Annotated in this window: 23 protein-coding genes and 1 tRNA gene; 13 read left to right on the forward strand and 11 right to left on the reverse strand. The window is 69.9% G+C overall.

Annotated elements, in window-relative coordinates; genetic code table 11:
* Nucleotide 1 precedes the first annotated feature (1 nt).
* Together cmr1 and BJF79_RS31455 are read left to right on the forward strand one after the other, a co-directional pair.
* Nucleotides 2-901 (forward strand): type III-B CRISPR module RAMP protein Cmr1, encoded by a 900-nt coding sequence (gene cmr1 / locus BJF79_RS31450; protein WP_075902888.1) that lies wholly within the window; start codon nucleotides 2-4, stop codon nucleotides 899-901.
* Complete coding sequence (locus BJF79_RS31455) at nucleotides 898-1,275, forward strand: hypothetical protein (RefSeq protein ID WP_075902890.1); 378 nt, start codon at nucleotides 898-900, stop codon at nucleotides 1,273-1,275. Before cmr1 ends, BJF79_RS31455 begins: the two co-directional genes overlap by 4 nt.
* A gap of 26 nt (nucleotides 1,276-1,301) precedes the next feature.
* Here BJF79_RS31455 and BJF79_RS31460 read toward each other — a convergent pair whose 3' ends face one another.
* Nucleotides 1,302-1,805, reverse strand: coding sequence for a DUF6933 domain-containing protein (locus BJF79_RS31460; RefSeq protein WP_075902892.1), 504 nt, complete (start codon nucleotides 1,803-1,805; stop codon nucleotides 1,302-1,304).
* A 197-nt stretch (nucleotides 1,806-2,002) separates the two neighbouring features.
* Between BJF79_RS31460 and BJF79_RS31465 the strand changes: the two genes are divergently transcribed.
* The 3 genes from BJF79_RS31465 to BJF79_RS31475 all read left to right on the forward strand — a co-directional run bounded on the left by BJF79_RS31465 (nucleotide 2,003) and on the right by BJF79_RS31475 (nucleotide 3,824).
* Nucleotides 2,003-2,341: a helix-turn-helix domain-containing protein gene (locus BJF79_RS31465; RefSeq protein ID WP_075902894.1), complete on the forward strand. Its 339-nt coding sequence runs from the start codon at nucleotides 2,003-2,005 to the stop codon at nucleotides 2,339-2,341.
* Nucleotides 2,342-2,359: 18 nt separating this feature from the next.
* Nucleotides 2,360-3,208, forward strand: a complete 849-nt coding sequence (locus tag BJF79_RS31470) for an ImmA/IrrE family metallo-endopeptidase (protein WP_075902896.1) — start codon at nucleotides 2,360-2,362, stop codon at nucleotides 3,206-3,208.
* Nucleotides 3,209-3,398: 190 nt separating this feature from the next.
* The gene (locus BJF79_RS31475; RefSeq protein ID WP_262402804.1) at nucleotides 3,399-3,824 is read left to right on the forward strand and encodes a hypothetical protein; all 426 of its coding nucleotides are present in this window, start codon (nucleotides 3,399-3,401) and stop codon (nucleotides 3,822-3,824) included.
* Nucleotides 3,825-4,412: 588 nt separating this feature from the next.
* Here the strand turns inward: BJF79_RS31475 and BJF79_RS31480 are convergent.
* From BJF79_RS31480 to galU, 9 genes are all read right to left on the reverse strand, one after another.
* Entirely contained in the window at nucleotides 4,413-5,033 is a 621-nt protein-coding gene (locus BJF79_RS31480) for a hypothetical protein (protein ID WP_075902898.1), read from the reverse strand.
* Entirely contained in the window at nucleotides 5,026-5,229 is a 204-nt protein-coding gene (locus BJF79_RS31485; protein WP_075902900.1) for a type II toxin-antitoxin system HicA family toxin, read from the reverse strand. Before BJF79_RS31485 ends, BJF79_RS31480 begins: the two co-directional genes overlap by 8 nt.
* Before the next feature lie 239 nt (nucleotides 5,230-5,468).
* Nucleotides 5,469-5,545 (reverse strand) — tRNA-Ala (locus tag BJF79_RS31490).
* A 49-nt stretch (nucleotides 5,546-5,594) separates the two neighbouring features.
* Nucleotides 5,595-6,074, reverse strand: coding sequence for a hypothetical protein (locus BJF79_RS31495; RefSeq protein WP_075902902.1), 480 nt, complete (start codon nucleotides 6,072-6,074; stop codon nucleotides 5,595-5,597).
* Nucleotides 6,075-6,275: 201 nt separating this feature from the next.
* Complete coding sequence (locus tag BJF79_RS31500) at nucleotides 6,276-6,893, reverse strand: GNAT family N-acetyltransferase (RefSeq protein WP_075902904.1); 618 nt, start codon at nucleotides 6,891-6,893, stop codon at nucleotides 6,276-6,278.
* 42 nt (nucleotides 6,894-6,935) lie between these two features.
* The gene (locus tag BJF79_RS31505; protein ID WP_075902954.1) at nucleotides 6,936-7,409 is read right to left on the reverse strand and encodes a molybdenum cofactor biosynthesis protein B; all 474 of its coding nucleotides are present in this window, start codon (nucleotides 7,407-7,409) and stop codon (nucleotides 6,936-6,938) included.
* Nucleotides 7,406-7,873, reverse strand: coding sequence for a cyclic pyranopterin monophosphate synthase MoaC (gene moaC / locus BJF79_RS31510; protein WP_075902906.1), 468 nt, complete (start codon nucleotides 7,871-7,873; stop codon nucleotides 7,406-7,408). Before moaC ends, BJF79_RS31505 begins: the two co-directional genes overlap by 4 nt.
* A complete protein-coding gene (glp, locus tag BJF79_RS31515; RefSeq protein ID WP_075902908.1) occupies nucleotides 7,870-9,078 on the reverse strand; it encodes a gephyrin-like molybdotransferase Glp in 1,209 nt (402 codons plus the stop codon). Before glp ends, moaC begins: the two co-directional genes overlap by 4 nt.
* A gap of 21 nt (nucleotides 9,079-9,099) precedes the next feature.
* Nucleotides 9,100-10,026, reverse strand: a complete 927-nt coding sequence (gene galU / locus BJF79_RS31520; protein WP_075902910.1) for a UTP--glucose-1-phosphate uridylyltransferase GalU — start codon at nucleotides 10,024-10,026, stop codon at nucleotides 9,100-9,102.
* A gap of 33 nt (nucleotides 10,027-10,059) precedes the next feature.
* On the opposite strand from galU, the gene BJF79_RS31525 reads away from it, so the two are divergent.
* The 8 genes from BJF79_RS31525 (at nucleotide 10,060) to mscL (ending at nucleotide 19,419) form a co-directional block, all read left to right on the forward strand.
* Complete coding sequence (locus BJF79_RS31525) at nucleotides 10,060-10,641, forward strand: 5-formyltetrahydrofolate cyclo-ligase (protein ID WP_075902912.1); 582 nt, start codon at nucleotides 10,060-10,062, stop codon at nucleotides 10,639-10,641.
* 113 nt (nucleotides 10,642-10,754) lie between these two features.
* The gene (locus BJF79_RS31530) at nucleotides 10,755-11,474 is read left to right on the forward strand and encodes an NAD(P)-dependent oxidoreductase (RefSeq protein WP_075902914.1); all 720 of its coding nucleotides are present in this window, start codon (nucleotides 10,755-10,757) and stop codon (nucleotides 11,472-11,474) included.
* A gap of 232 nt (nucleotides 11,475-11,706) precedes the next feature.
* Nucleotides 11,707-13,086: a potassium/proton antiporter gene (locus BJF79_RS31535; RefSeq protein ID WP_143220462.1), complete on the forward strand. Its 1,380-nt coding sequence runs from the start codon at nucleotides 11,707-11,709 to the stop codon at nucleotides 13,084-13,086.
* A 139-nt stretch (nucleotides 13,087-13,225) separates the two neighbouring features.
* Nucleotides 13,226-13,591, forward strand: coding sequence for an FmdB family zinc ribbon protein (locus tag BJF79_RS31540; protein WP_075902916.1), 366 nt, complete (start codon nucleotides 13,226-13,228; stop codon nucleotides 13,589-13,591).
* A 459-nt stretch (nucleotides 13,592-14,050) separates the two neighbouring features.
* Nucleotides 14,051-16,171, forward strand: coding sequence for an MMPL family transporter (locus tag BJF79_RS31545; RefSeq protein ID WP_075902918.1), 2,121 nt, complete (start codon nucleotides 14,051-14,053; stop codon nucleotides 16,169-16,171).
* A 101-nt stretch (nucleotides 16,172-16,272) separates the two neighbouring features.
* Nucleotides 16,273-17,079 (forward strand): S-methyl-5'-thioadenosine phosphorylase, encoded by an 807-nt coding sequence (locus BJF79_RS31550; RefSeq protein ID WP_075902920.1) that lies wholly within the window; start codon nucleotides 16,273-16,275, stop codon nucleotides 17,077-17,079.
* Between the two features lie 1,049 nt (nucleotides 17,080-18,128).
* The gene (locus BJF79_RS31555; protein ID WP_262402805.1) at nucleotides 18,129-18,692 is read left to right on the forward strand and encodes a TetR/AcrR family transcriptional regulator; all 564 of its coding nucleotides are present in this window, start codon (nucleotides 18,129-18,131) and stop codon (nucleotides 18,690-18,692) included.
* A gap of 316 nt (nucleotides 18,693-19,008) precedes the next feature.
* On the forward strand, nucleotides 19,009-19,419 hold the full coding sequence (mscL, locus tag BJF79_RS31560) for a large conductance mechanosensitive channel protein MscL (protein ID WP_075902924.1): 411 nt from the start codon (nucleotides 19,009-19,011) through the stop codon (nucleotides 19,417-19,419).
* A 2-nt stretch (nucleotides 19,420-19,421) separates the two neighbouring features.
* On the opposite strand, the gene BJF79_RS31565 is transcribed toward mscL, so the two are convergent.
* Nucleotides 19,422-20,444 carry a D-alanyl-D-alanine carboxypeptidase family protein gene (locus BJF79_RS31565; RefSeq protein ID WP_083734279.1) on the reverse strand — a complete coding sequence of 341 codons (1,023 nt, stop codon included), beginning with the start codon at nucleotides 20,442-20,444 and terminating at the stop codon, nucleotides 19,422-19,424.
* Nucleotides 20,445-20,528: the final 84 nt, after the last annotated feature.

The following is a 20,528-nucleotide window of genomic DNA, read 5'->3' on the forward strand; positions in this document are numbered from 1 at the left end:
GATGCCGTGGCTCACGCTGAGACTGCAAGTCACCACTCCGCTGTTCAACGGCGCGCCTGACGTCGGTGACACGGACGGCACCGGGGTCCGCGTCCCGTCCGTCCGGGGAGCCATGCGGTGGTGGTTCCGCGCGCTGGCCGGCGGGCTCGTCGGCCCCGACCTGGAGCTCCTCTGGCGGTTGGAACGCAAGGTCTTCGGCGGAGCGACGACCGGAGACAAGGGCGTCCCGTCCCCGATCCGGCTCCGCATCCCCGAGCAACCGTCGCTCACCCTCGCGAACGCCCGGCACGACTTCCTGCCCGGCCCGCAGGCGACCCCTCGAGAACGCTCCGAGCACAACGGCTACTGGATCGTGTACCTGCTCGGGCAAGGGCTCGGCAACCTCCGCGAATGCTCGCTGCGCCGCCCCTACGTCGCCGCCGGGCAAGAGTTCGACCTCAAGATCGACGTCGGCGGCGGCCCCCACGCCGCGCTCGCCCTGGCGTCCCTCTGGCTGACCTGCGCCTACGGCGGTGTCGGATCCCGAATCCGGCGCGGCTTCGGTGGCCTACGAATCATCGGCTCGTCCGGCGCGCTCCCCGAACCGTGGACCCCGCAGTCCATCCTGACCCCCGGCCTGGAGCACTACACGGATCTACGGCACCTATGGCCGAAGGACCCCATCGTGGCCTGTATGAACCCCACGTCTCCCTCATCGAGTCGGAACGCGGGCGGGCCGTCCCGGACGCGTGGCGGCAACCACCGCCGTTCCCGGTACTCAGCCGGAAGTACACCACCGCCGGGCTCAGCGGCGACGCCCCATTCACCACGTGGGACTCCCTGCTCAGCCACGCAGGCGAGCAACTACGCCTCTTCCGGGGAAGCGAGGAGCATCCCGACGTCCGCTACACACCGCGCGTGAAGACTCCCGAATGGGAGGGAACCGTCCACGGCGACTCGAACCGATTCCCGGTCGGCGCACTCGGCTTGCCCGTCGTCTACAAGGACGGTTACGTCGTCAACGCCTGGGGCGACAAGGAGCATCGCCGCGCGTCGCCACTGTGGCTGCGCCCCGTCGGTTCCCCCGGCGACCTGCGCCTCTTCTCCTTCGCCTTCCTCGGCGACTTCCTACCGGGGCCGAACGCCCCGGAAGTCCGGCTCCGCCGCCGCGGTGGCCCCGCCCGTCCGCTCCACGTCACCACCGAGGACGTCCGGACGCTCGCCCAAATCTGGATCGACCAACTCGCGAAGCCCGAGTGGGAGTGGTTCCCTCCCGACAGCCGTCCGACCCCATAGCCGCGCTCGGCGATAACAGCCAGCCCTCATTGTCGAGGCGTCATGGTGCGCACAAGCGCGGCAAGTTCGCGGTCGGGACTGACGTGCCTGGCATACAGCGGACTGCAAGGTGTGGTGGCCAGCAGGAGAGCGACCTCGAGCAAGTCCGGGTCCGGAACACGACCGCGGTGGGCGTTGGCCAGATGGGTGAACTCCGTCATGACGCCAACGACGCTGCGGTTGGCGGTCTTGCCGAGGCGCCACTCGCGCATGCGACGCTCTTCCTCCTCGATGACCTCCCGCGGCGTTCGATGTGCGGCGAGTACGGCAGCGGCCTGCGCAGGAAGCCTGTCCAGCAGGGTCGCTACGGGAGCCAAGGGCATCAGCACCGGAAGAAGTGTCGCTTCGTTGACGAACAGCGCCACCTGAGGCTTCCAGAACAGAGCGGTCGCATACCACTGACCCAGCAGAGTGGTCGACCGGTCCTCCTCGCCGAGGTCGGGCGGGCCGGCGCGGTCGAGCAGCTTCTTCGTCGCACGCACGATCAGCACCCGCCCATCCTCCTACACCAGCGCCTCTGCATTCGGGTACCGGCCTCTGGCCGATGATCTCGATAAGCCGTCCGCCACCTCGACACAGCCGCACGGACCGGCCTCCGAGACTGGAGGTGAGAAGACCTCACAGTTGCCGGTAATGCTGGACGGAACTAGACTGAATCACAGAGCGATATAGTGATTCAGGGGTGGTCATGGCAACGACGGACGTCGGCGTGCTGATCGAGCGCGCCCGCGTGGCGGCTGGGCTGAGCCAGCGTGCCCTCGCGAATGCAACGGGCATCTCCCAGTCCACTCTCTCCCGGATCATTTCCGGAGACAGGGTGGCGAAGATGCCGGAGATTGTGCAGATCGCTCAGGCGACCGGCCACACGATCCCGCAACTGACCGGCACCGGGACGGTGACGGAGCGCGTGCAGTACGCGGCGCGGGCAACGAATGGCTGCGGTATGGAGGGGATGCGCGAGGCGCTGCTGGGCTTCCTCGAACTGAACGACTACCTGGACGACCAGGCCGTTCCCGCGACGGTCTGATCTGGAGACCGGAGCACGGTGAACACCGAAACGGAAGGCCGCATCGCCGCGCAGCAATTCCGTCGTGAGCATCGCCTGGGGGTGCAGCCGCTCGGGGACCTGGTGACGGTCATCGAGCAAACGACGGGGGTGGACGTGGCGGTACTCGACGCGGGTCCGGACGAGCACGGCCTGGCGATGCGAGACCCGGATCGCGGGGTCGTGTTCATCGGGGTCGCACGTACCGAGAACCCGATGCGGCAGCGCAGCACACTCGCTCACGAACTCGCCCATGTCCTCTTCGAGGACTGGATCGACGCTGAGGTGGGAGACTGGAGCGAGCCATCTCCGAGGGAGGACAGGTGCCGCGCCTTCGCCCGGCACCTCCTCGTCCCCGTCGAGGGGGTGCGCGAGTTCCTGCAAGACCGGCAGGAGTTGACCTTGGCGTCGCTGTCGGCAGTGGTACAGCGGTTCCTGGTATCTCCTGCAATCGCCGCGATCGCCCTTGAGCAGGCCGGATATATTGACCACGCGACCAGCGAGCAGTGGGGTGAGTTCTACACTCCCCAACTGGCGGCCCGGTTCGGGTGGATCGACCAGTACCACGCGTTGCAGGCCGAATCCGGTAAGCGGCGGACACCGCAGCGGCTACTCGCTCGTGCGATCAACGGCTACGCGATCGGAGTGCTGCCCGCTCAGGCCATAGCCACCCTGCGAGGCGTCACGCTTGCGGAAGCCGAGGCCGACCTGCGCGAGGCTGGCGTCGAGCCCGCCAACTCCACTGTCACCTGGGCCAGGGCCGCCGATCTTCCCGATGTGGACGTCGACCTGTCCGACCTGGACGACGCCACAGGGGACGACGACGGGGCCGGGCGGGACGCAGGGTGAGTCACCGGCCCATCATCGACGCGGTCCCGGACTGAATTTCTTCTCCATCAACAAGGAGCGCCTCCTCATCGGGACTCTCGGGCCCCTGTGCGCACCGGAGACCGTCAGGGACGAACTGCTCCGCAAGTCCAGACAGGACAGCCGGTTCCGGAATGCCGAGAGGGTCTGGAACAAGCTGCCCGAACGCTACATGCAGGTCCTCTCCGACGACGTGACCCCGGAGCTGGCAGCAGTCGTCCACCGAATCACCCGGCTCCCCATGGAGGAGCGGCTGCGGCAGTCGAAGGATCTCGGTGAGACGATGGTGATCGCGCATGCGGTCGTCGCCGCCGAAGCCGGCCACAACGTAATCGTGCTGATCGATGACGGACCCGGCGCGCGTATCGCAGAGGCGGAAACCAACCGGCTGCGCCTTCTCGGCGACGGCGGCACCCCGGTCGGGGCCTTGCGTCTGGCCAGCACTCTGACCGTCCTGGAGAAGGCCGCAGGCGGGCAGTACCTTCCGGACCGCGGAGCGATGCGCACCGTCTACGACCGCCTCCGCCAACTCGATGACGGACTGCCGCCCCTCGAAGCCACCAACCTCTTGTCCGCTGCCCTTTGGCCTTCCCAGTGACCTCACCGCCCCTCCCCGGCCAGGTCCGTTGAGATGCTGTAGCGGTGTCCGCTCCAAGATCGACCGTGGTCATTTCAGCGAACCACCGATGTTTCATGCACGACCGGAGGTTCGCTGCAAACAAGCCCCACGCACAGCCGTCGAAGCACCACCCGGCCAGCGGCTTTACCATGGGGTCCTCATCGCCCCTACGAGGGATCGCAACTTGTGGTCGTGCCACCAGCGGGCGTAGGCCCAGTTGAGTCCTCATCGCCCCTACGAGGGATCGCAACTCCGGCTTGCCGAGCGCCTCCTGCATGGCCGCGATGCGTCCTCATCGCCCCTACGAGGGATCGCAACAGGTCGGGCCAGGTGATGTCGATGGTGCGGTCGGTGTCCTCATCACCCCTATGAGGGATCGCAACGCGAGGGGGACGATGTGGTCGATGTCCAGCCCTCTGGGTGCCTCATCGCCCCTACGGGGATCGCAACTTCTCCACGAGAATAAGCCCGATCCGCTGTTCCTTGGCCGGTCCTCATTGCCCCACGACGACCGTATGCAGCACCCGGCAACACACCAGTCCCACCGCACCTTCACCGCTTCTATGCCTAGGCGATGAGATCAAGCGACGATGGGGGGTGGGTGCTCACCGGCTTGACGATGGGGGTTTCGCGGAGGACTTCGCCCAGCGTGGACTGGAGCGTATAGCCCTCCTGGGTGATCCCCACAGTGCCGAGCACCGGGTCTTCCTCGCCATACGTGAACGGCACGGTGACGATAAAGGGCTCTGCGACGGCTACAGCGACCGTGAGGGCGTCTCCTCGTGGGTCGAACTGGTCCGCCAGCCAGCCGATGGTGTCGGAGGGCACCGCGCACACGTAGACAGCCTCACCGACACGGTTGACCGGGGTCTCTACGAGAGATCGGGCCTGGTCTGGCACCGTCAGTGCTCGCCCCAGTCTTGCGTAGACCTCTTGACGCTCCTGGCGGTGCTCGTCGAGCGCGATGCGAGTTACGAGCTCGCCTCCGGCGACGTCGTAGTGACGCTCGTGGTGTTCCACCACTTGGTACGGGCCAGGTCGATCGAAGTGGAAGGCGAGGACTTCGTCGATGCCTGCCCGCAGCTCGGACAGCGAGGAGGGGCCGTAGGCGAGCCCGGGCGCCTGCGGCGAGGACACGTACAGGCCGTCCTCGGTCGACCGGACGATCACGTGGATCGCATCAGCCATCCTGTGCCACCTCCGAGGTCCCCTCGAAGCTGCGCTCTGCCTGCTTCACCGGGATGCCCCGTACCTCGGTGGTTGTCAGGCTCCGCCTGTCGTGGAACGCGAAGGTGATCGGGGGTCTTCCCTCGCACTCCATCCGTCTGTGAGATCCCCGCTGGCGGACGATCTCATACCCGAGCTTCTGCAGCACCCTCAGCATGGCCGACGCCTTTAGCGAGGGAAATGGGCTAGGCACGCACCGTACGGTACCGCTGGCTTTGCGTGATGGTGGCCGGGTTGTGGCAATCCGCTCTCCAGCCGCGGAGGTGAGGCGAGGTTGGTGGGCGATAGCAGGATCGTGTCATCTGGTGGTGCCGGGTCCTTGATGACATCTTGATGACAAACGATCAAGGGCCCGGTCGGAGTAGTCTCCGATCGGGCCCTTGACCTGGTGTTCCTTGGTGGAGCTGAGGGGATTTGAACCCCTGGCCCCCTCGATGCGAACGAGGTGCGCTACCGGACTGCGCTACAGCCCCAAGGACGTGTTTAGGTTAGCAAACTCTGGAGGGTGTTCGCGCCATCCGGTCACTCGCCGACGGCGCGTCGGTCGTCGGCGTACTGGTCGAAGACTTCCTCGGGGGTGGGGAGTTCGATGATCTCGGCGGGTTCGGCCGGGGCCGGTTCGGGGACGGTCTCGGCGGCGCGGCGGGCGGCGGCGGCGCGGGCGCGGGCGGTCGCCTCGCGGCGGGCGGCGTCCATGCCGACGGCGACGCGCAGGAGGGAGAGGTGGCCGGCCAGCAGGACGGCCGCGGGGGCGATGATCCACCACGGTGCGACGCCGAAGGCGGCGATGGTGACGGTGGTGGCGAGGAGGGCCGTGAGGCCCGCGGTGCGGCGGCGGCGGCGGGCGATGACCTTCGCGCGGGACGGGACGCGGCGCGGCTCCGGTTCGGTGTGCTCCTCGTCGAAGTCTTCTTGTTTCTCGCTGTCGCGGCGGAGCCACATGGGGACGAGGACGACGGCCCAGACGGCGACGATGGCGAGGTAGAGGACGGCACTGCTCATCGGACCACCCCCGGGGCACGCCTATGGCGCGGGCCGACTTTCGGCTCGCGCACGTGCATTGGGAGCAGGGTCACGCCCCGCACGGTACGAGCCGGTGTCAGAGGTTGACGAGCATAAGGGGCGGTGTGTCGCGAGATCGATCGCGCCGTTACTCTCCGTTTGCCGACACTTCGACGGCGCAGGATATTTACGAGGCGAAAGTCAGTGTCGGGGAAATGCTCGGCGGCGGTCGGCGAGCCAGCGGGAGCGCAGGCCACCGGGGACGTCCTCGACGGTGAGGGCGTAGCAGATGTGGTCGCGCCAGGCGCCGTCGATGTGCAGGTGGCGGCGGCGAATTCCCTCTTCGCGGAATCCCAGTTTCTCGACGACGCGACGGCTGGCGGCGTTCTCCGGGCGGATATTCGCCTCGAGGCGATGCAGGCCGACGGTGAAGAAACAGTGGTCGACCGCGAGGGCGACGGCGGTGGGGATCACACCGCGGCCGGCGACCTGGCGGTCGACCCAGTAGCCGATCTGGGCGGAGCGGGCCGAGCCCCAGACGATCGCGCCGATGGTGACCTGGCCGACGAAGTCGTCCTCGTGGGTGACGACCCAGGGCAGGGCGAGGCCCTGGCGGGCCTCGCGGCGCATGGTGTGGACCATGCTGACGTAGGGGCCGAGACCGCTGCGGAACAGCGGTGTTTCGGGGTTGGTGGGTTCCCAGGGGCGCAGCCAGTCGGCGTTGCGGACCCGCAGTTCGCGCCAGACGGCGGCGTCGCGATGCCGCAGCGGGCGCAGTCCTACGGGACCTTCGGTCAGGGTGACCGGCCATCCCCGCATTCGTTCCACGTTTCCATGATTCCCTGGTGTGGCGCCTGAACGCTATTTTTTGTGGTCGCCGCCATGGATCTGGTCGACGGCGTGGGCGAGGACGCGGCCGAGGACGGTCATTCCGTCGCGGACGCCGCCGGTGGAGCCCGGCAGGTTGACGATGAGGGTCCGGCCGGAGATGCCCGCGAGACCGCGGGAGAGGATCGCGGTGGGCACTTTGTCGCGGTTGTCCATGCGGATGGCCTCGGCGATGCCGGGGATCTCCCGGTCCAGGACGCGTTTCGTCATCTCGGGCGTCCGGTCGGTGGGGGTGAGGCCCGTGCCGCCGGTGGTGACGACGACGTCGTAGTTCTGGGCCACGGCGTCGCGCAGGACGTCTTCGACGGGTTCCCCGTCGGGGACGACGACGGGGCCGTCCACGCGGCAGCCGAGGTCGGAGAGCATCTCGACCAGGACTGGGCCCGACTTGTCGGGGTACACGCCGGCGGAGGCCCGGTTCGAGACGGTGACGGCCATCGCCCTCATCGGTTCCACCTTCCGTGCTTGCCGCCCGTTTTCTCCTCCACCCGGACGTCGGTGATCACGGCGGCGGGGTCGACGGCCTTGACCATGTCGATGAGGGCGAGCGCGGCGACGCTCACGGAGGTGAGGGCCTCCATCTCGACGCCCGTGCGGTCGGCGGTGCGGGTGACGCTCGTGATCGCCACCCCGTCGTCCTCGATCGCGAGATCGACGGTGACGCCGTGCAGCGCGATCGGGTGGCAGAGGGGGACGAGGTCGGGGACGCGCTTGGCGCCCATGATCCCGGCGATGCGGGCGACCGAGACGGCGTCGCCCTTGGGGACGTCGCCCGACCGGAGGGCCGCGACACATTCGGGAGAAAGGCGGACGAACCCGGTGGCGGTCGCGGTGCGGGCCGAGACGTCCTTGGCGGAGACGTCGACCATGCGGGCCGCGCCCTGGTCGTCGAGGTGGGAGAACTCGGTCATGCGGGCAATCTCATCACGTGGACGACGCTGCCCGCGGGAAGGGCCTGTGCTTCTTCGGGCACCGTGATCAGCGCGTCGGCGGAGGCGAGGGACGCGAGCTGGTGCGAGCCCTGCACGTCGGCGGGGTCGACGATGTAGCCGTCCTCGCCGTAGGTGAGGCGCCCGCGCAGGAAGTGCCTGAGGCCCGCGGGCGAGTTGATGTCGCCGGCCAGGACGGCTCTTACCGTGGGCAAAGGCTCCGGCGGGAGCCCCTGCATGGCGCGTAGGGCCGGGCGGACGAACACCTGGAACGACACGTATGCACTGACCGGGTTCCCAGGGAGAGTGAAGATGGGGGTGCCTTCCAGGAGGCCGAATCCCTGTGGTTTGCCGGGGCGCATGCCCACCTTGTGGAACTTCACGGTTCCGGTGCCGGTGAGCACTTCCTTGACCACGTCCCGGGAACCCATGGAGACGCCCCCGGACGTGACGATCGCGTCAGCTTGGGCTAGCTGGTCTTCCAGCATCTTCCTGACCGAGCCGGGCTCGTCGTCCACGGTGGTCAGGCGGTGGCCGATGCCGCCCGCTTCGTCGACGGCCGCGGTCAGCATGAAGCTGTTGGACTCCCAGATCTGCCCGTGGTCCAGGCCGCTGCCCGGTTCGCGCAGTTCGTCCCCAGTGGAGACGACCACGACCCGCGGCTTCGGGCGCACCGTCACCCGGGCCCGGCCCACCGCGGCGATCATGCCGAGCTGCGGCGCGCGGAGCCGGGTGCCCGCGTCCACGACGACCTGGCCCGCGCGGACGTCCTCGCCCGCCCGCCGGATGTAGTGCCCGGACGGCGCGGACCGGACGATCCGGACGTGCGCCGTCCCGCCGTCGGTCCACTCGACCGGGATCACCGCGTCGGCCCCGGCGGGCATCGGCGCGCCGGTCATGATCCGGGCGGTGAGCCCGGGACGCAGCGCCGAGACCGCCGGGTCGCCCGCGACGACGTCGCCGATGACCGGCAGCGTCACCGGGGCGGCCTCGGTGGCCCCCGCGACGTCGGACGCGACGACGGCGTAGCCGTCCATCGCGGAGTTGTCGAACGGAGGCAGCGGGACGGGCGCGGAGACGGGCTCGGCGAGGACCGCGCCCCGCGCCTCCGGCAGCGCCAGGTCGAGCGGCGGCAGCACGGGGACGCTGCCGAGGATGTCGTTCAGATGCTCGTCGACCGTTCTCATGGCCTCAAGTGTGACGCGCCGTCACGCGTTCCCGTCACCGCCCACGCCGTCGTGCGTCCGGACGAACTCGCGCAGCCACGGCACGAAGTCCTTGGCGAGGTCGGGACGTTCGGCGGCGAACTCCACGACGGTGCGCAGGTATTCGAGCTTGTTGCCGGTGTCGTAGCGGCGCCCGCGGAACTTCACCCCGTACACGCCGCCGCCCCCCTCGGCGGGCATGTCGGCGAGGGTCCGCAGCGCGTCGGTGAGCTGGATCTCGCCGCCGCGCCCGGGCGGGGTCTTCTCCAGCACGTCGAACACGGCCGGGTCGCAGACGTAGCGGCCGATGATGATCCAGTTGCTGGGGGCCTCCTCGGCGGACGGCTTCTCGACGAGGTCGCTGATCCGCACGACGTCGTCCTCGCCGGTGGCCTCGATGGCGGCGCAACCGTAGGCGGAGACCTGGTCGGCGGGCACCTCCATCAGCGCCACGACGCTGCCGCCGTACTGCCCGCGCACCTCGATCATGCGCTGCAGCAGCTTGTCGCGGGCGTCGATCATGTCGTCGCCGAGCAGGACGGCGAACGGCTCGTGCCCGACGTGCTGGCGGGCGCAGTGCACGGCGTGCCCGAGGCCGCGCGGCTCGCCCTGCCGGACGTAGTGCATGATCGCCAGCTCGCTGGACTCGCGGATCGCGGCGAGCCGTCCGTCGTCGCCCTTGGCCCGCAGCGCCTCCTCCAGCTCGTAGGCTCGGTCGAAGTGGTCCTCGATCGAGCGCTTGCTGCGGCCGGTGATCATGAGAACGTCGCTGAGCCCGGCGTCCACGGCCTCTTCGACGACGTACTGGATGGCCGGTTTGTCGACGATGGGCAGCATTTCCTTGGGCGTCGCCTTGGTGGCGGGCAAGAATCGGGTACCGAGCCCGGCCGCCGGAACGACCGCCTTGGTCACGGGTGCGATATCAGTCATGTAGAGACCTTAGTAAGCCTCAAGGACAACAGCGTGCACGACATCGGAACGAAGAGCGGACTACGCACAGAACTGCTGGGTAACCGTGCCACAATGGCGCCCCAAGCGCGCGCGGAAGCGGGCCGGGCGCTGCGTGACGCGCTGCTGACGGTTCCCGAAGTGGAGATGGCCGGGACGATCGCCGCCTACGTTTCGGTCGGGCCGGAACCCGACACGCGCGGGCTCCTGTTCGCCCTGTGGAAGCGCGGGACGTACGTGCTGCTGCCCCGCCTGCTGCCGGACGGCGATCTCGACTGGGCGTCCTACGAGGGCCCCGACTCGCTCGCGCCCGGCCCGCGCGGCTGCCTGGAGCCGACCGAGCCGCCGCGCGGTCCCGGGGCGGTGGCCAGCGCGGACGTCGTCCTGACCCCGGCGGTGGCGGTGGACGGGACGGGCATGCGGCTCGGCCGCGGCGGCGGGTCCTACGATCGGGCGCTCGCCCGGGTGGGCCCCGCGATCCTGACGGTCGCGCTGCTGTACGACGACGAGCTGGTCCCGGCGCTGCCCGCGGAGCCGCACGACCGGCGCGTCCGGGCCGTCGCGACGCCGTCGCGGGGGCTGGTGCGCTTCGGCTGACCTGGACGTGTCCGGCAGAGTGGCCGGAACCGGACGTCCGCATAAGGTGACTCGGCGGGAAGATCGCGACATTCCGGAACGCGATCGACGTTCGGCTCACCTGGAGGTTCGAGATGACGGCGCCATGGCGGACCCTGTCCCTGCCCCCGATCGGCGAGGACGTCATGCGGGGCCTGTTCGCCCCGCTCGGCGACGCCGTCGAGGTGCGGTTCCCGAAGTCCGCCGACCGGGCGGGCCTGCACGCGGCGCTCGCCGACGCCGAGATCGTCGCGCGGCGGCCGCGCGAGCTGCACGCACAGCGCGTCGGGATCGTCGGGTTCGGTGCGATCGGCGCCGAAACCGCACGGTTGTTCCAGGCGCTCGGCTGCGACGTCTCGTACTGGACGCGGCGCCCGCGCCCCGAGGCGTCCGCGACCTACCGCGAACTGGACGACCTCGTGGCCTCGTCCGACGTGCTCGTCCTCGCCGTCCCGCTGACCGACGAGACCCGCGGGCTGCTCGGCCCGGACCGGCTCGCGCTCCTGCCGGACGGCGCGCTGCTCGTGAACGTGGCGCGCGGGGGCATCGCGCCGGACGACGCCGTCCTGGCGGCCCTCGAGACGGGACGGCTGGGCGGTGCGGCCCTCGACGTGTTCGACACCGAGCCGCTCGCGGACGATCATCCGCTGCGGTCGCACGACCGGGTGCTGCTGTCGCCGCACCTGGCGGGCGGCTCGGACCGGTCGCAGCTGAACCTGGTGACGATGGTGCGGGACAACATCGCCGCGGCGGTGCGCGGCGACGGCGTGCAGAACGTCGTCAACGGGGTAGATCCGCAGGTCAGGCGGCGTTAAGGCCGGGTCGTAGGGATGTCGTAGGGATGTCGCGGGGGCTCCGTCAGTCAATCCGAAATGCGGAAATAGGCGCTTAATCTGTAGGATCCCTAAACGATCAACTTTGACGACCCCGCGAAGGGTGGGATGTGCAGCTCGACATCTGGCTACTCCTCGGGGCCACGCTCGTACTCAGCGCCATCGTCGCGGTCCGGCTGTCGCACCGGGCCGGGCTGCGACCCTGCTCGCGTACATGGGCCTCGGCCTCTTCATCGGCGTAGGCGGCCCCCTCCACATCCGATTCGACGACGCCGCGCTGGCCGAGACGCTCGGGCTCGCCGCGCTCGTCCTGATCCTCGCCGAGGGCGGTCTCACCACGAGCTGGCGGCACGTCAAGCCGTCCGTTCCCGCCGCGCTCAGCGTCGCGACGGTCGGGACGCTGCTCAGCATCGTCATCGTCGCGCTCCCCGCGATCTGGCTGTTCGGCCTCGACTGGCGCACCGCCTTCCTGCTCGCCGCCGCGCTCGCGCCGACCGACGCCGCCGCCGTCTTCTCCGTCTTGCGCCGGCTCCCGCTGCCCTCCCGGGTGACGGGCCTGCTGGAGGCCGAGTCCGGCTTCAACGACGCCCCCGTCGTGATCATCGTCATCGCGCTCGCCACCAGCGAGGGCGCCCCGGACCTGCTCGAACTGTCCGGAATGCTCGTCTACGAGCTCACCATGGGCGTCGCGATGGGCGTCGGGATCGGCTGGCTCGGCGCCCAGGCGCTGCGCCGCGTGGCCCTCCCGGCCTCCGGCCTCTACCCGATCGCCGTCCTGGCGATGACGGTCGGCGCGTACGGCGCGACGTCGATCATGCACGCGAGCGGGTTCATGGCCGTCTACGTCTGCGGCGTCGTGCTCGGCAACGCCCGCCTCCCGCACCGTCCCGCCACGCGCGGCTTCGCCGAGGGCGTCGGCTGGCTGGCGCAGATCGGGCTGTTCGTGATGCTCGGCCTGCTCGCGTCCCCCGGCGACCTCCCGGCGCAGATCATCCCGGCCCTGGTCATCGGCTCCATCCTGCTGTTCGTCGCCCGTCCGCTGTCGGTGCTGATCTCGACGCTCGGCTTCCGGATCCCGTGGGGCGAACGGATGTTCATCTCGTGGGCCGGTCTGCGCGGCGCCGTCCCGATCGTCCTCGCCACCATCCCGATGGTGGAGCAACTGCCCGGCTCCGACCGCAACTTCGCGATCATCTTCAACATCGTCGTGGTGTTCACCATGCTGCAGGCGCCGACGCTGCCGCTGGTCGCGCGGCTGTGCCGGCTCGAACGCGACGACGAGACGCGCGAGCTGGACGTCGAGGCGGCGCCCCTCGAAGAGCTGCACGCCGACCTGCTGGAGGTCAGGATCCCGCCGGACTCCCGGCTGGCGGGCGTGGAGATCTTCGAGCTCCGGCTCCCCGCGGGCGCGTCCGTCACGCTCGTCGTGCGGAACGCGTCCAGCTTCGTCCCGGTACCCACCACCCGGCTGCAGGCCGGGGACACCCTCCTGGTCGTGACGACCGAGCAGGTGCGGGAGACCGCCGAACGCCGCCTGCGCGCGGTGAGCCGCCGCGGCAAGCTGGCCGGCTGGTTCGGCGAAACCGGCACTTGACCTGCCCGGGGACGGCCCCTGAGCAGACCGGGAACAGACCGGGGACGAATCCTGTTCCAGTCACGGGTACCATTTAGCAGTCGTTCAGAGTGAGTGCCAGTCCGAGCCACCCGCCGGGCTGAGTCAGCTAGGAGGAACCGTGCCGACGTATCAGTACGTTTGCACCGAGTGCGGCGAGCCTCTCGAGGTCGTGCAGAAGTTCAGCGACGACGCGCTGACCGATTGCCCGGCGTGCGAGGGCAAGCTGCGCAAGGTCTTCTCCGCGGCGGGGATCATCTTCAAGGGGTCGGGCTTCTACCGCACCGACAGCCGCGGCTCCGGCAAGTCGACCGTGAGCTCCTCGTCCGGCGGATCGTCGAACGGTTCGTCCGACTCGTCGGCGTCCTCGTCGTCCTCGGGCGACGGCTCCACGAAGTCCGACTCGTCGGCTTCGTCCTCGTCTTCTTCCTCGTCCTCCTCGTCGGGCGGCGACTCCGGTTCGTCGTCGAAGGAAAAGGTCGCCTAGCTTCGGCAACGGATGAGGGCATCGGCCGTACGGCCGTCGCCCTCATCCGTTTCGGCGTCTGCGCCGACGCTCCTCCACGCCTGTCTCCACGCCTGCCTGCACCCCTGCCTCCACCACCGCCGGAGGCAGGGGTTCGTCGTATCCGGACGTACCGGTACGCCGCCGCGAGTACTCCTCCAGGATGAACGCGGGGCTCGGCCTTGCATCTCCTGACGTACCGCGATTCCCGCCCCGCGCCCGACGCGCGAGCGCCCGCTCTCCGGCGAGCATGGTCGCAACGGAAAGAACGTGCCGACGGCCCGGGACGGTACGCGCGGCGGGCCGACCGAGTCGCGGCGGGCGCCGTCCCCCCAAAGTCGAGATAGTACTTGACAGCTCTCATCGACGGGGGGACTCTGAGCCGGTAGCACGCGATATATCTCGAATTTGCCCCGCTTTGAGGAGCACGGGAGAGGAATCATGAGCGAACGCAGCCCGGCGCCGGCAGGCGCCCGACCGAGTCGCCTGGCGGGGTGGATCGCCGGCCGGCGCACCAAATGGGCCGTCCTGGCCCTGTGGATCGTCCTGCTGGCCGCGCTCGGCCCGCTCGCCGGAAAGCTCGGCGACGTGGAGGAGAACGACGCCGCGTCCTGGCTGCCCGGCGGCGCCGAGTCGACGCAGGTCGTCGAGTTGCAGGAGCGCTTCCGGGCCGAGGAGCCGATGCTCGCCGTCGTGGTCTACGAACGGCCGTCCGGCATCACCGCGGCGGACCGGGCGGCGGTCTCCGAGGACATGGCGGCCTTCAAGGCGCTGCCCGGCGCGGAGGCCGTGCAAGGCCCCGTACCGTCCGAGGACGGGAAGGCGCTGCAGGTGCTCGTCCCGCTCACCGGCGAGGACACGCTCGTCCAGGCCGTGGACGACGCCCGCGAGCTCGTCCAGCGCGGACCGCCCGGCCTCGAAGGGCACGTCACCGGCCCCGCCGGTGCGGGCGCCGACCAGTTCAAGGTGTTCGAGAGCCTCGACGGGTTCCTGCTGCTGGCCGCGGGCGGTGTCGTCATCGTGCTGCTGCTGCTCATCTACCGCAGCCCGACCCTCTGGTTCGTCCCGGTCATCAGCGCGCTGTTCGCCTTGGGGCTCTCACAGTCGCTCGTTTACCTGCTGGCCAAGTACGCGGACTTGACGGTCAACGGGCAGAGCGCGGGCATCCTGACCGTCTTGGTCTTCGGTGTCGCCACGGACTACGCCCTGCTTCTCGTGGCTCGATACAGAGAAGAACTGCACCGGCACGAAGACCGGCACGAAGCCATGGCGTTCGCGCTGCGCCGTGCCGCTCCGGCGCTCATCGCGTCCGCCGCGACCGTCGCCGCAGGGCTGCTGTGCCTGCTGATCGCCACGATGAACTCGACCGCCGGAATGGGCCCGGTCGCCGCCGCCGGGGTGCTGACCGCGCTCGCGGCCATGCTCACGCTGCTCCCGGCGCTGCTGGTCGTCTGCGGACGCTGGCTGTTCTGGCCGCTGATCCCCCGCTACGACGCCAAGTACCTGCAGCCGGAGGCGTACGAGGCCGAGCACGGCGTCTGGAGCCGGATCTCCGCCTTCGTGGGCAAGCGCCCGCGCGCGCTCTGGACCGTCACCACGGTCGCTCTGGCAGGTCTCACGTTCGGTTTGCTCTCCCTCAACGCCACCGGGCTGTCGAACGAGGGGATGTTCACCGGGCGTCCCGACTCCATCGCGGGCCAGAGCGTCCTGTCCGAGCACTACCCCGGCGGGTCGGGCTCCCCGGCCGTCATCATCGCCCCGGCGTCCGCCTCGGACGAGGTGGCGGCGGCGGTGCGCGGCACCGAGGGCGTCGCGGGGGTCGGTGCGCCGCGGACCGCGGACGGCCTGGTCCAGTACGAAGCGACGCTGCGGGCACCGGCCGACAGCGAGGCCGCGCAACAGACTATCGAACGCCTCCGCGCGGCGGTGCCCGACGAGGCCAAGGTGGGCGGCACCACCGCCACCACCGTGGACATCAACGAGGCGTCGTCCCGCGACAACCTCGTCATCATCCCGATCGTCCTGGTCGTCGTGTTCGTCATCCTGGTGCTGCTCCTGCGCGCGCTGGTGGCGCCCCTGCTGATGATGGCGACGGTGATCCTGTCGTTCCTGGCGTCCCTGGGCGCCTCCGCGCTGTTCTTCAAGCACGTCTTCGGCTTCGAGGGAGCCGACGCGTCGTTCCCCCTGCTGGCGTTCATCTTCCTGGTGGCGCTCGGCGTGGACTACAACATCTTCCTGATGCACCGCGTCAGAGAGGAGTCGCAGTCGCTCGGGACCCGGCGCGGCATCCTGCGCGGCCTGACCGTCACCGGCGGCGTCATCACCTCGGCGGGCCTCGTCCTGGCCGCCACGTTCGCGGCCCTGGTGACGCTGCCGCTGGTGTTCATGGTCGAGCTGGGCTTCGCGGTCGCCCTCGGCGTCCTGCTGGACACGCTGATCGTCCGCTCCCTGCTGCTGCCCGCCCTCGCGCACGACATCGGCCGCCGCATCTGGGCGCCGAGCCGGCTCGCCCGCGAAGAACCGGTCAGCGAAACGCCCAGAGTGCACGAGCTCGTCCGCTGATATCCCGGGCGGGGACCGCCGTCCCGGCGGCCCCGCCCGAAGTTATCCACAATCCGATTCCGCCTCACGCCCCTCCTCCCCCGCTGACTAATGTCGGCCACATGTCAACCACACCTTCCATCGGCGTCATCGGCGGCTCCGGTTTCTACTCCTTCCTCGACGACATCGAGGAAGTGCACGTCGACACCCCCTACGGCCCGCCCAGCGACCCCATCGCCGTCGGCGGTCTCGCCGGACGCCGCGTCGCGTTCGTCCCCCGGCACGGCCGCGACCACCGGTATCCCCCGCACAAGATCCCGTACCGCGCGAACCTCTGGGCGCTGCGCGCCCTCGGGGTCGAACAGGTGCTGGCGCCGAGCGCCGTCGGGGCCCTCACCCCCGACCTCGGCCCCGGCACCCTCGCGATCCCCGACCAGCTGGTCGACCGCACGTCCGGACGCCCGCAGACCTACTACGACGCGGACGCGGCCGTCCACGTCTCGTTCTCCGACCCGTACTGCCCGGCCGGACGCCGCACCGCCCTGCAAGCGGCCCGCTCCACCGGCTGGGCCCCGGCCGACGACGGCACCCTGGTCGTCATCGAGGGGCCCCGGTTCTCCACCCGGGCCGAGTCCCGCTGGTTCGCCTCCCAGGGCTGGACGCTGATCGGGATGACCGGCCACCCCGAAGCCGTCCTCGCCCGCGAACTCGCCCTCTGCTACACGTCCCTCTGCCTCGTCACCGACCTCGACGCCGGCATCGAAGAAGGAGAAGGCGTCACGATGGACGAGGTCCTGCGCGTCTTCGGCGAGAACATCGGCCGCCTCCGCACCCTCATCGCCGACATCGTCACCGCGCTGCCCACCGAACGAGACTGCGCCTGCCCGAGCGTCCTCGACGGCATGGACCTCCCGCTGGTCCTACCGTGAACCGATCGGCCCGCCTGCGCCGGCCGCTGGCGACCCTGTTCGCCGCGGCCGCCGCATGGCTCGCCCTGCTCACCCTGCGCCCCGGCCCGCCCCCGGTCGTCCGCGTCCTCGCCGCCGCCCGCGACCTCCCCGCCGGAGCGACCCTGACACCGTCCGGACGTCCGTCCCGTCTCCCTCCCGCCCGACGCCGTCCCGTCCGGAGCCCTCCGCTCCGCGCGGCCGCCGCGTCCTCGCGGGCCCCATGCGCCGCGCGAGCCGCTCACCGACGCCCGCGTCATCGGCGACCGGCTCCTGCGCGGCTACGGCCCCGACAAGGTCGCCACCCCGATCCGCATCGCCGACGCCGACACCGTCCGCCTGGTCCGCACCGGCGCCCGCATCGACGTCCTGGCGGCCCCGCCCGACTCGTCACCCGAAGAACCGCCCTTCACCCCGACACACCGGACCGCCCACGACCGCCCGCCCCTCCCCACACGACCGGCGCACGCCGTCGCCCCCGGGCGCGGTGCCGCTGGCGTCCCGCCGCCGGACCCGGTTCAACGCGGCGTTCCCCGAGGTCGCGACGGCCGTGGCGGGGGGTACGTCCACCCCGCCGGAACACCATGGGACACCGCCCGCGTGGTGGCGTCCGCGGTCCCCGTGATCGCCGTCCCTCCCCCGCCCGAGAAAGGAACCCGAGAAGGCGCCCTGATCGTCCTCGCAACGAACAAATCCCAGGCCCTCGCCCTGGCCGGAACAAGAACGGACCTATCGGTAACGATCACCACCTGAACGCACCGCCACCACAAAGAACAACCTGCCCACCGCATCCCGCCACCCGCGCGCGTCGAGCGTCCCTCCCCCAGCCGCGTCGTCTTGAGTACCTTCCCGCTCGGGTCGCGAGCGCGCGCGTGGCGTGGTCCCCACCGGGCTGCCCACCGAACGCCACCGCGCCTCCCCAAGGCGAATCTCACCAGTGATCACGGCGCCGGGAATCCATTGTGGCCCAAACGGTCCAAAACTTGTATCGTGCGGGCATGCCCCGACCTCGTGAGTTCGATGAAGAGCGCGTGATTCTCGCCATCCGCGACGAGTTCTGGGACAAGGGCTACGCGGCGACGTCGATGGACGACCTGCTGCGCGTGAGCGGGCTCGGCAAAGGCAGCCTCTACGGGGCGTTCGGGGACAAGCGCAGCCTGTTCCTGCGGGCACTGCGCCACTACGACGACGCGAAGCTGCTGATGCTGCGCGAGCGGCTGGAATCCGCGGCGCGGGGGATCGACCTCGTGCGCGAGTTCGTGCTCGGCCCGACCGGCGACCCGACCGGAGCGGTCGCGCGCCGGGGCTGCCTGCTGGCGAACAGCAACGCCGAACTCGCCACCAGCGCTCCGGACGTGGCCGCCGAAGCCCGCCGCAGTTACGACGCGATCACCGCCACGCTCACCGAGGCGCTGGAGCGCGCCCGGCGCGAAGGAGACCTCGCCCCCGACACCGACCCCGCCGAGACCGCCCGCGCGGTCCTCGTCGCCCAACTCGGCCTCATCGCGCTCGGGCGCACCGGCACGGACATCGACGTGCTCACCGCGGCGGCCCGGACCGCCCTGGCGCGGCTCCTGCCCGCCCCGGCGCAGTAGCAGCGGCTCGGCCGCCGACCGGTACCGCCCCACCCCGCCGCCCGCCCCGAGCCCTCGGGGCGCCTCCCTGGCTGCACGCCGCCATCATTCTTGACCGAACAGTCCATACCCGCGAAGGTTATGGACGCGATAGTCCATAACCTCGAAGGGAGAACGGCGTGCTCACGAGCGCCGATCGGAACCCGGTGGTCGACTTGGCGGAAGGGGGGTCATGACAATACGATCCGTGACCGTTCTGGCGCGCACCGTCTGGATCTCGGACGGCACGCCGACGTGTCCCGTGCGGGCGCGTTCCCCCCGACGACTGGAGCGATCAATGGGTGGTTTCAAGAAGTTCCTGCTACGCGGCAACCTGGTCGACCTCGCGGTCGCGTTCGTGGTCGGCGCGGCGTTCGCGGGTCTGGTGAAGGACTTCGCGAACTCGTTCATCACTCCGCTGATCGCCCTGATCGGCGGCGAGCCCGACTACACGCGCCTCGCGGTGACGATCAACGGGACGAAGTTCCCGTACGGGATCTTCCTGACGTCGGCGATCGCGTTCATGATCACCGCGGCGATCGTCTACTTCTTCGTCGTGCTGCCGATGTCGAAGATCATCGAGCGGATGGACCGCAACAAGGAGGTCACCGAGCGGGAGTGCCCCGAGTGCCTGGGGACGATCCCGGTCAAGGCCCGCCGCTGCCAGTTCTGCACCGCGGAGGTCGCGCCCGTCCAGGCGCCCGCCTGAGGTCAGTGGGCGCTGTCGGTCCCGTACTCCCAGTGCCACGGTTCGAACGGATTGCTGTAGGCCCACGCCGGGTGGAACCAGCCGTACTGCTCGGCGTTGGCCTCCATCCAGTTGAACTGGACGGACCCCGCGTTCTGGATGCCGCCGCACAGGTCGAGGGCTTGCCCCTTGCCGTGGTTGCTCGTGCCCGGGACGGCCGCGAAGCCGGGGCGGCGCGCGTAGACGCTGTGCTGCTCGGACAGGCTGCGGTACGCGTCCGTCACGCACATCTCACGGCCGAACCGCTCCTTGTAGGCGGTGTTCAGCTTGTAGAAGCCCAGTGCGGCGTCGGCGCGGAGTTCGTGGCCCGACTGCGGAAGGTCGCAGAGGTACTTGGACGGGATCAGCCCGTTCGGGAACCCCTTCGCCTCCGCGACCAGGCTCTCGTCGCACTTGAGCTGCACCTGCTTGGACCTGGGGAGCTTGCCGAGGAGCGCGTTGAGCTTCTCGGTGAGGTCCGCGGAGCGCTTCTTGAGCGAGGAGACGTCCTGCTCGACGCGGGCCTGTTCCACCGCGTTGCTCGACTGGAGTTCCTGCTGGGTCGACACGAGTTCCTTGTGGCGGCGCTGGAGGCCGTCGGCACGGTCCACGAGCGACTGCTGCGTCTGCGCCAGCATCGCCACGTCCGTCGTCGACCGCAGCACCTGGACGGGGTTCCCGCCGCCGAGGACGGCGAGGTATCCGGTGGCGTCCGGGTGCTGGTACGAGGTGTTCGCCAGCCGGGCCACCGGCTCACGGATCCGGTTGAGCTCGGCTTCGGCGACGGCGAGGGCCTTCAGCGTGGTGCGGAGCTTCTCCTGCGACTCTTCGAGGGCCTGCTTGCGGTCCTTCATCTCCGCCGTGGCCTTCTCCAGCTCTTCACGAGCCTTCGTAGCCTCGCTGCGGAGCTTCTCGTAGGTATTCGCGGCCGCGTGGGCGGCGGGCGCCGAGAAGATCGCCATCACCAGGAAGACCGCGGTCAGCGCAGCCGACCGGGGGTTCGGCACGGTGGTTTTCCTCCTGATGCCCGAATGCGGATCAGCGGCTGGAACGCTACCAGAACCCGGACGGGCACCCTGCGTCATCGCGGC

This window comes from Actinomadura sp. CNU-125, assembly GCF_001942465.1.
Classification (GTDB): domain Bacteria; phylum Actinomycetota; class Actinomycetes; order Streptosporangiales; family Streptosporangiaceae; genus Spirillospora.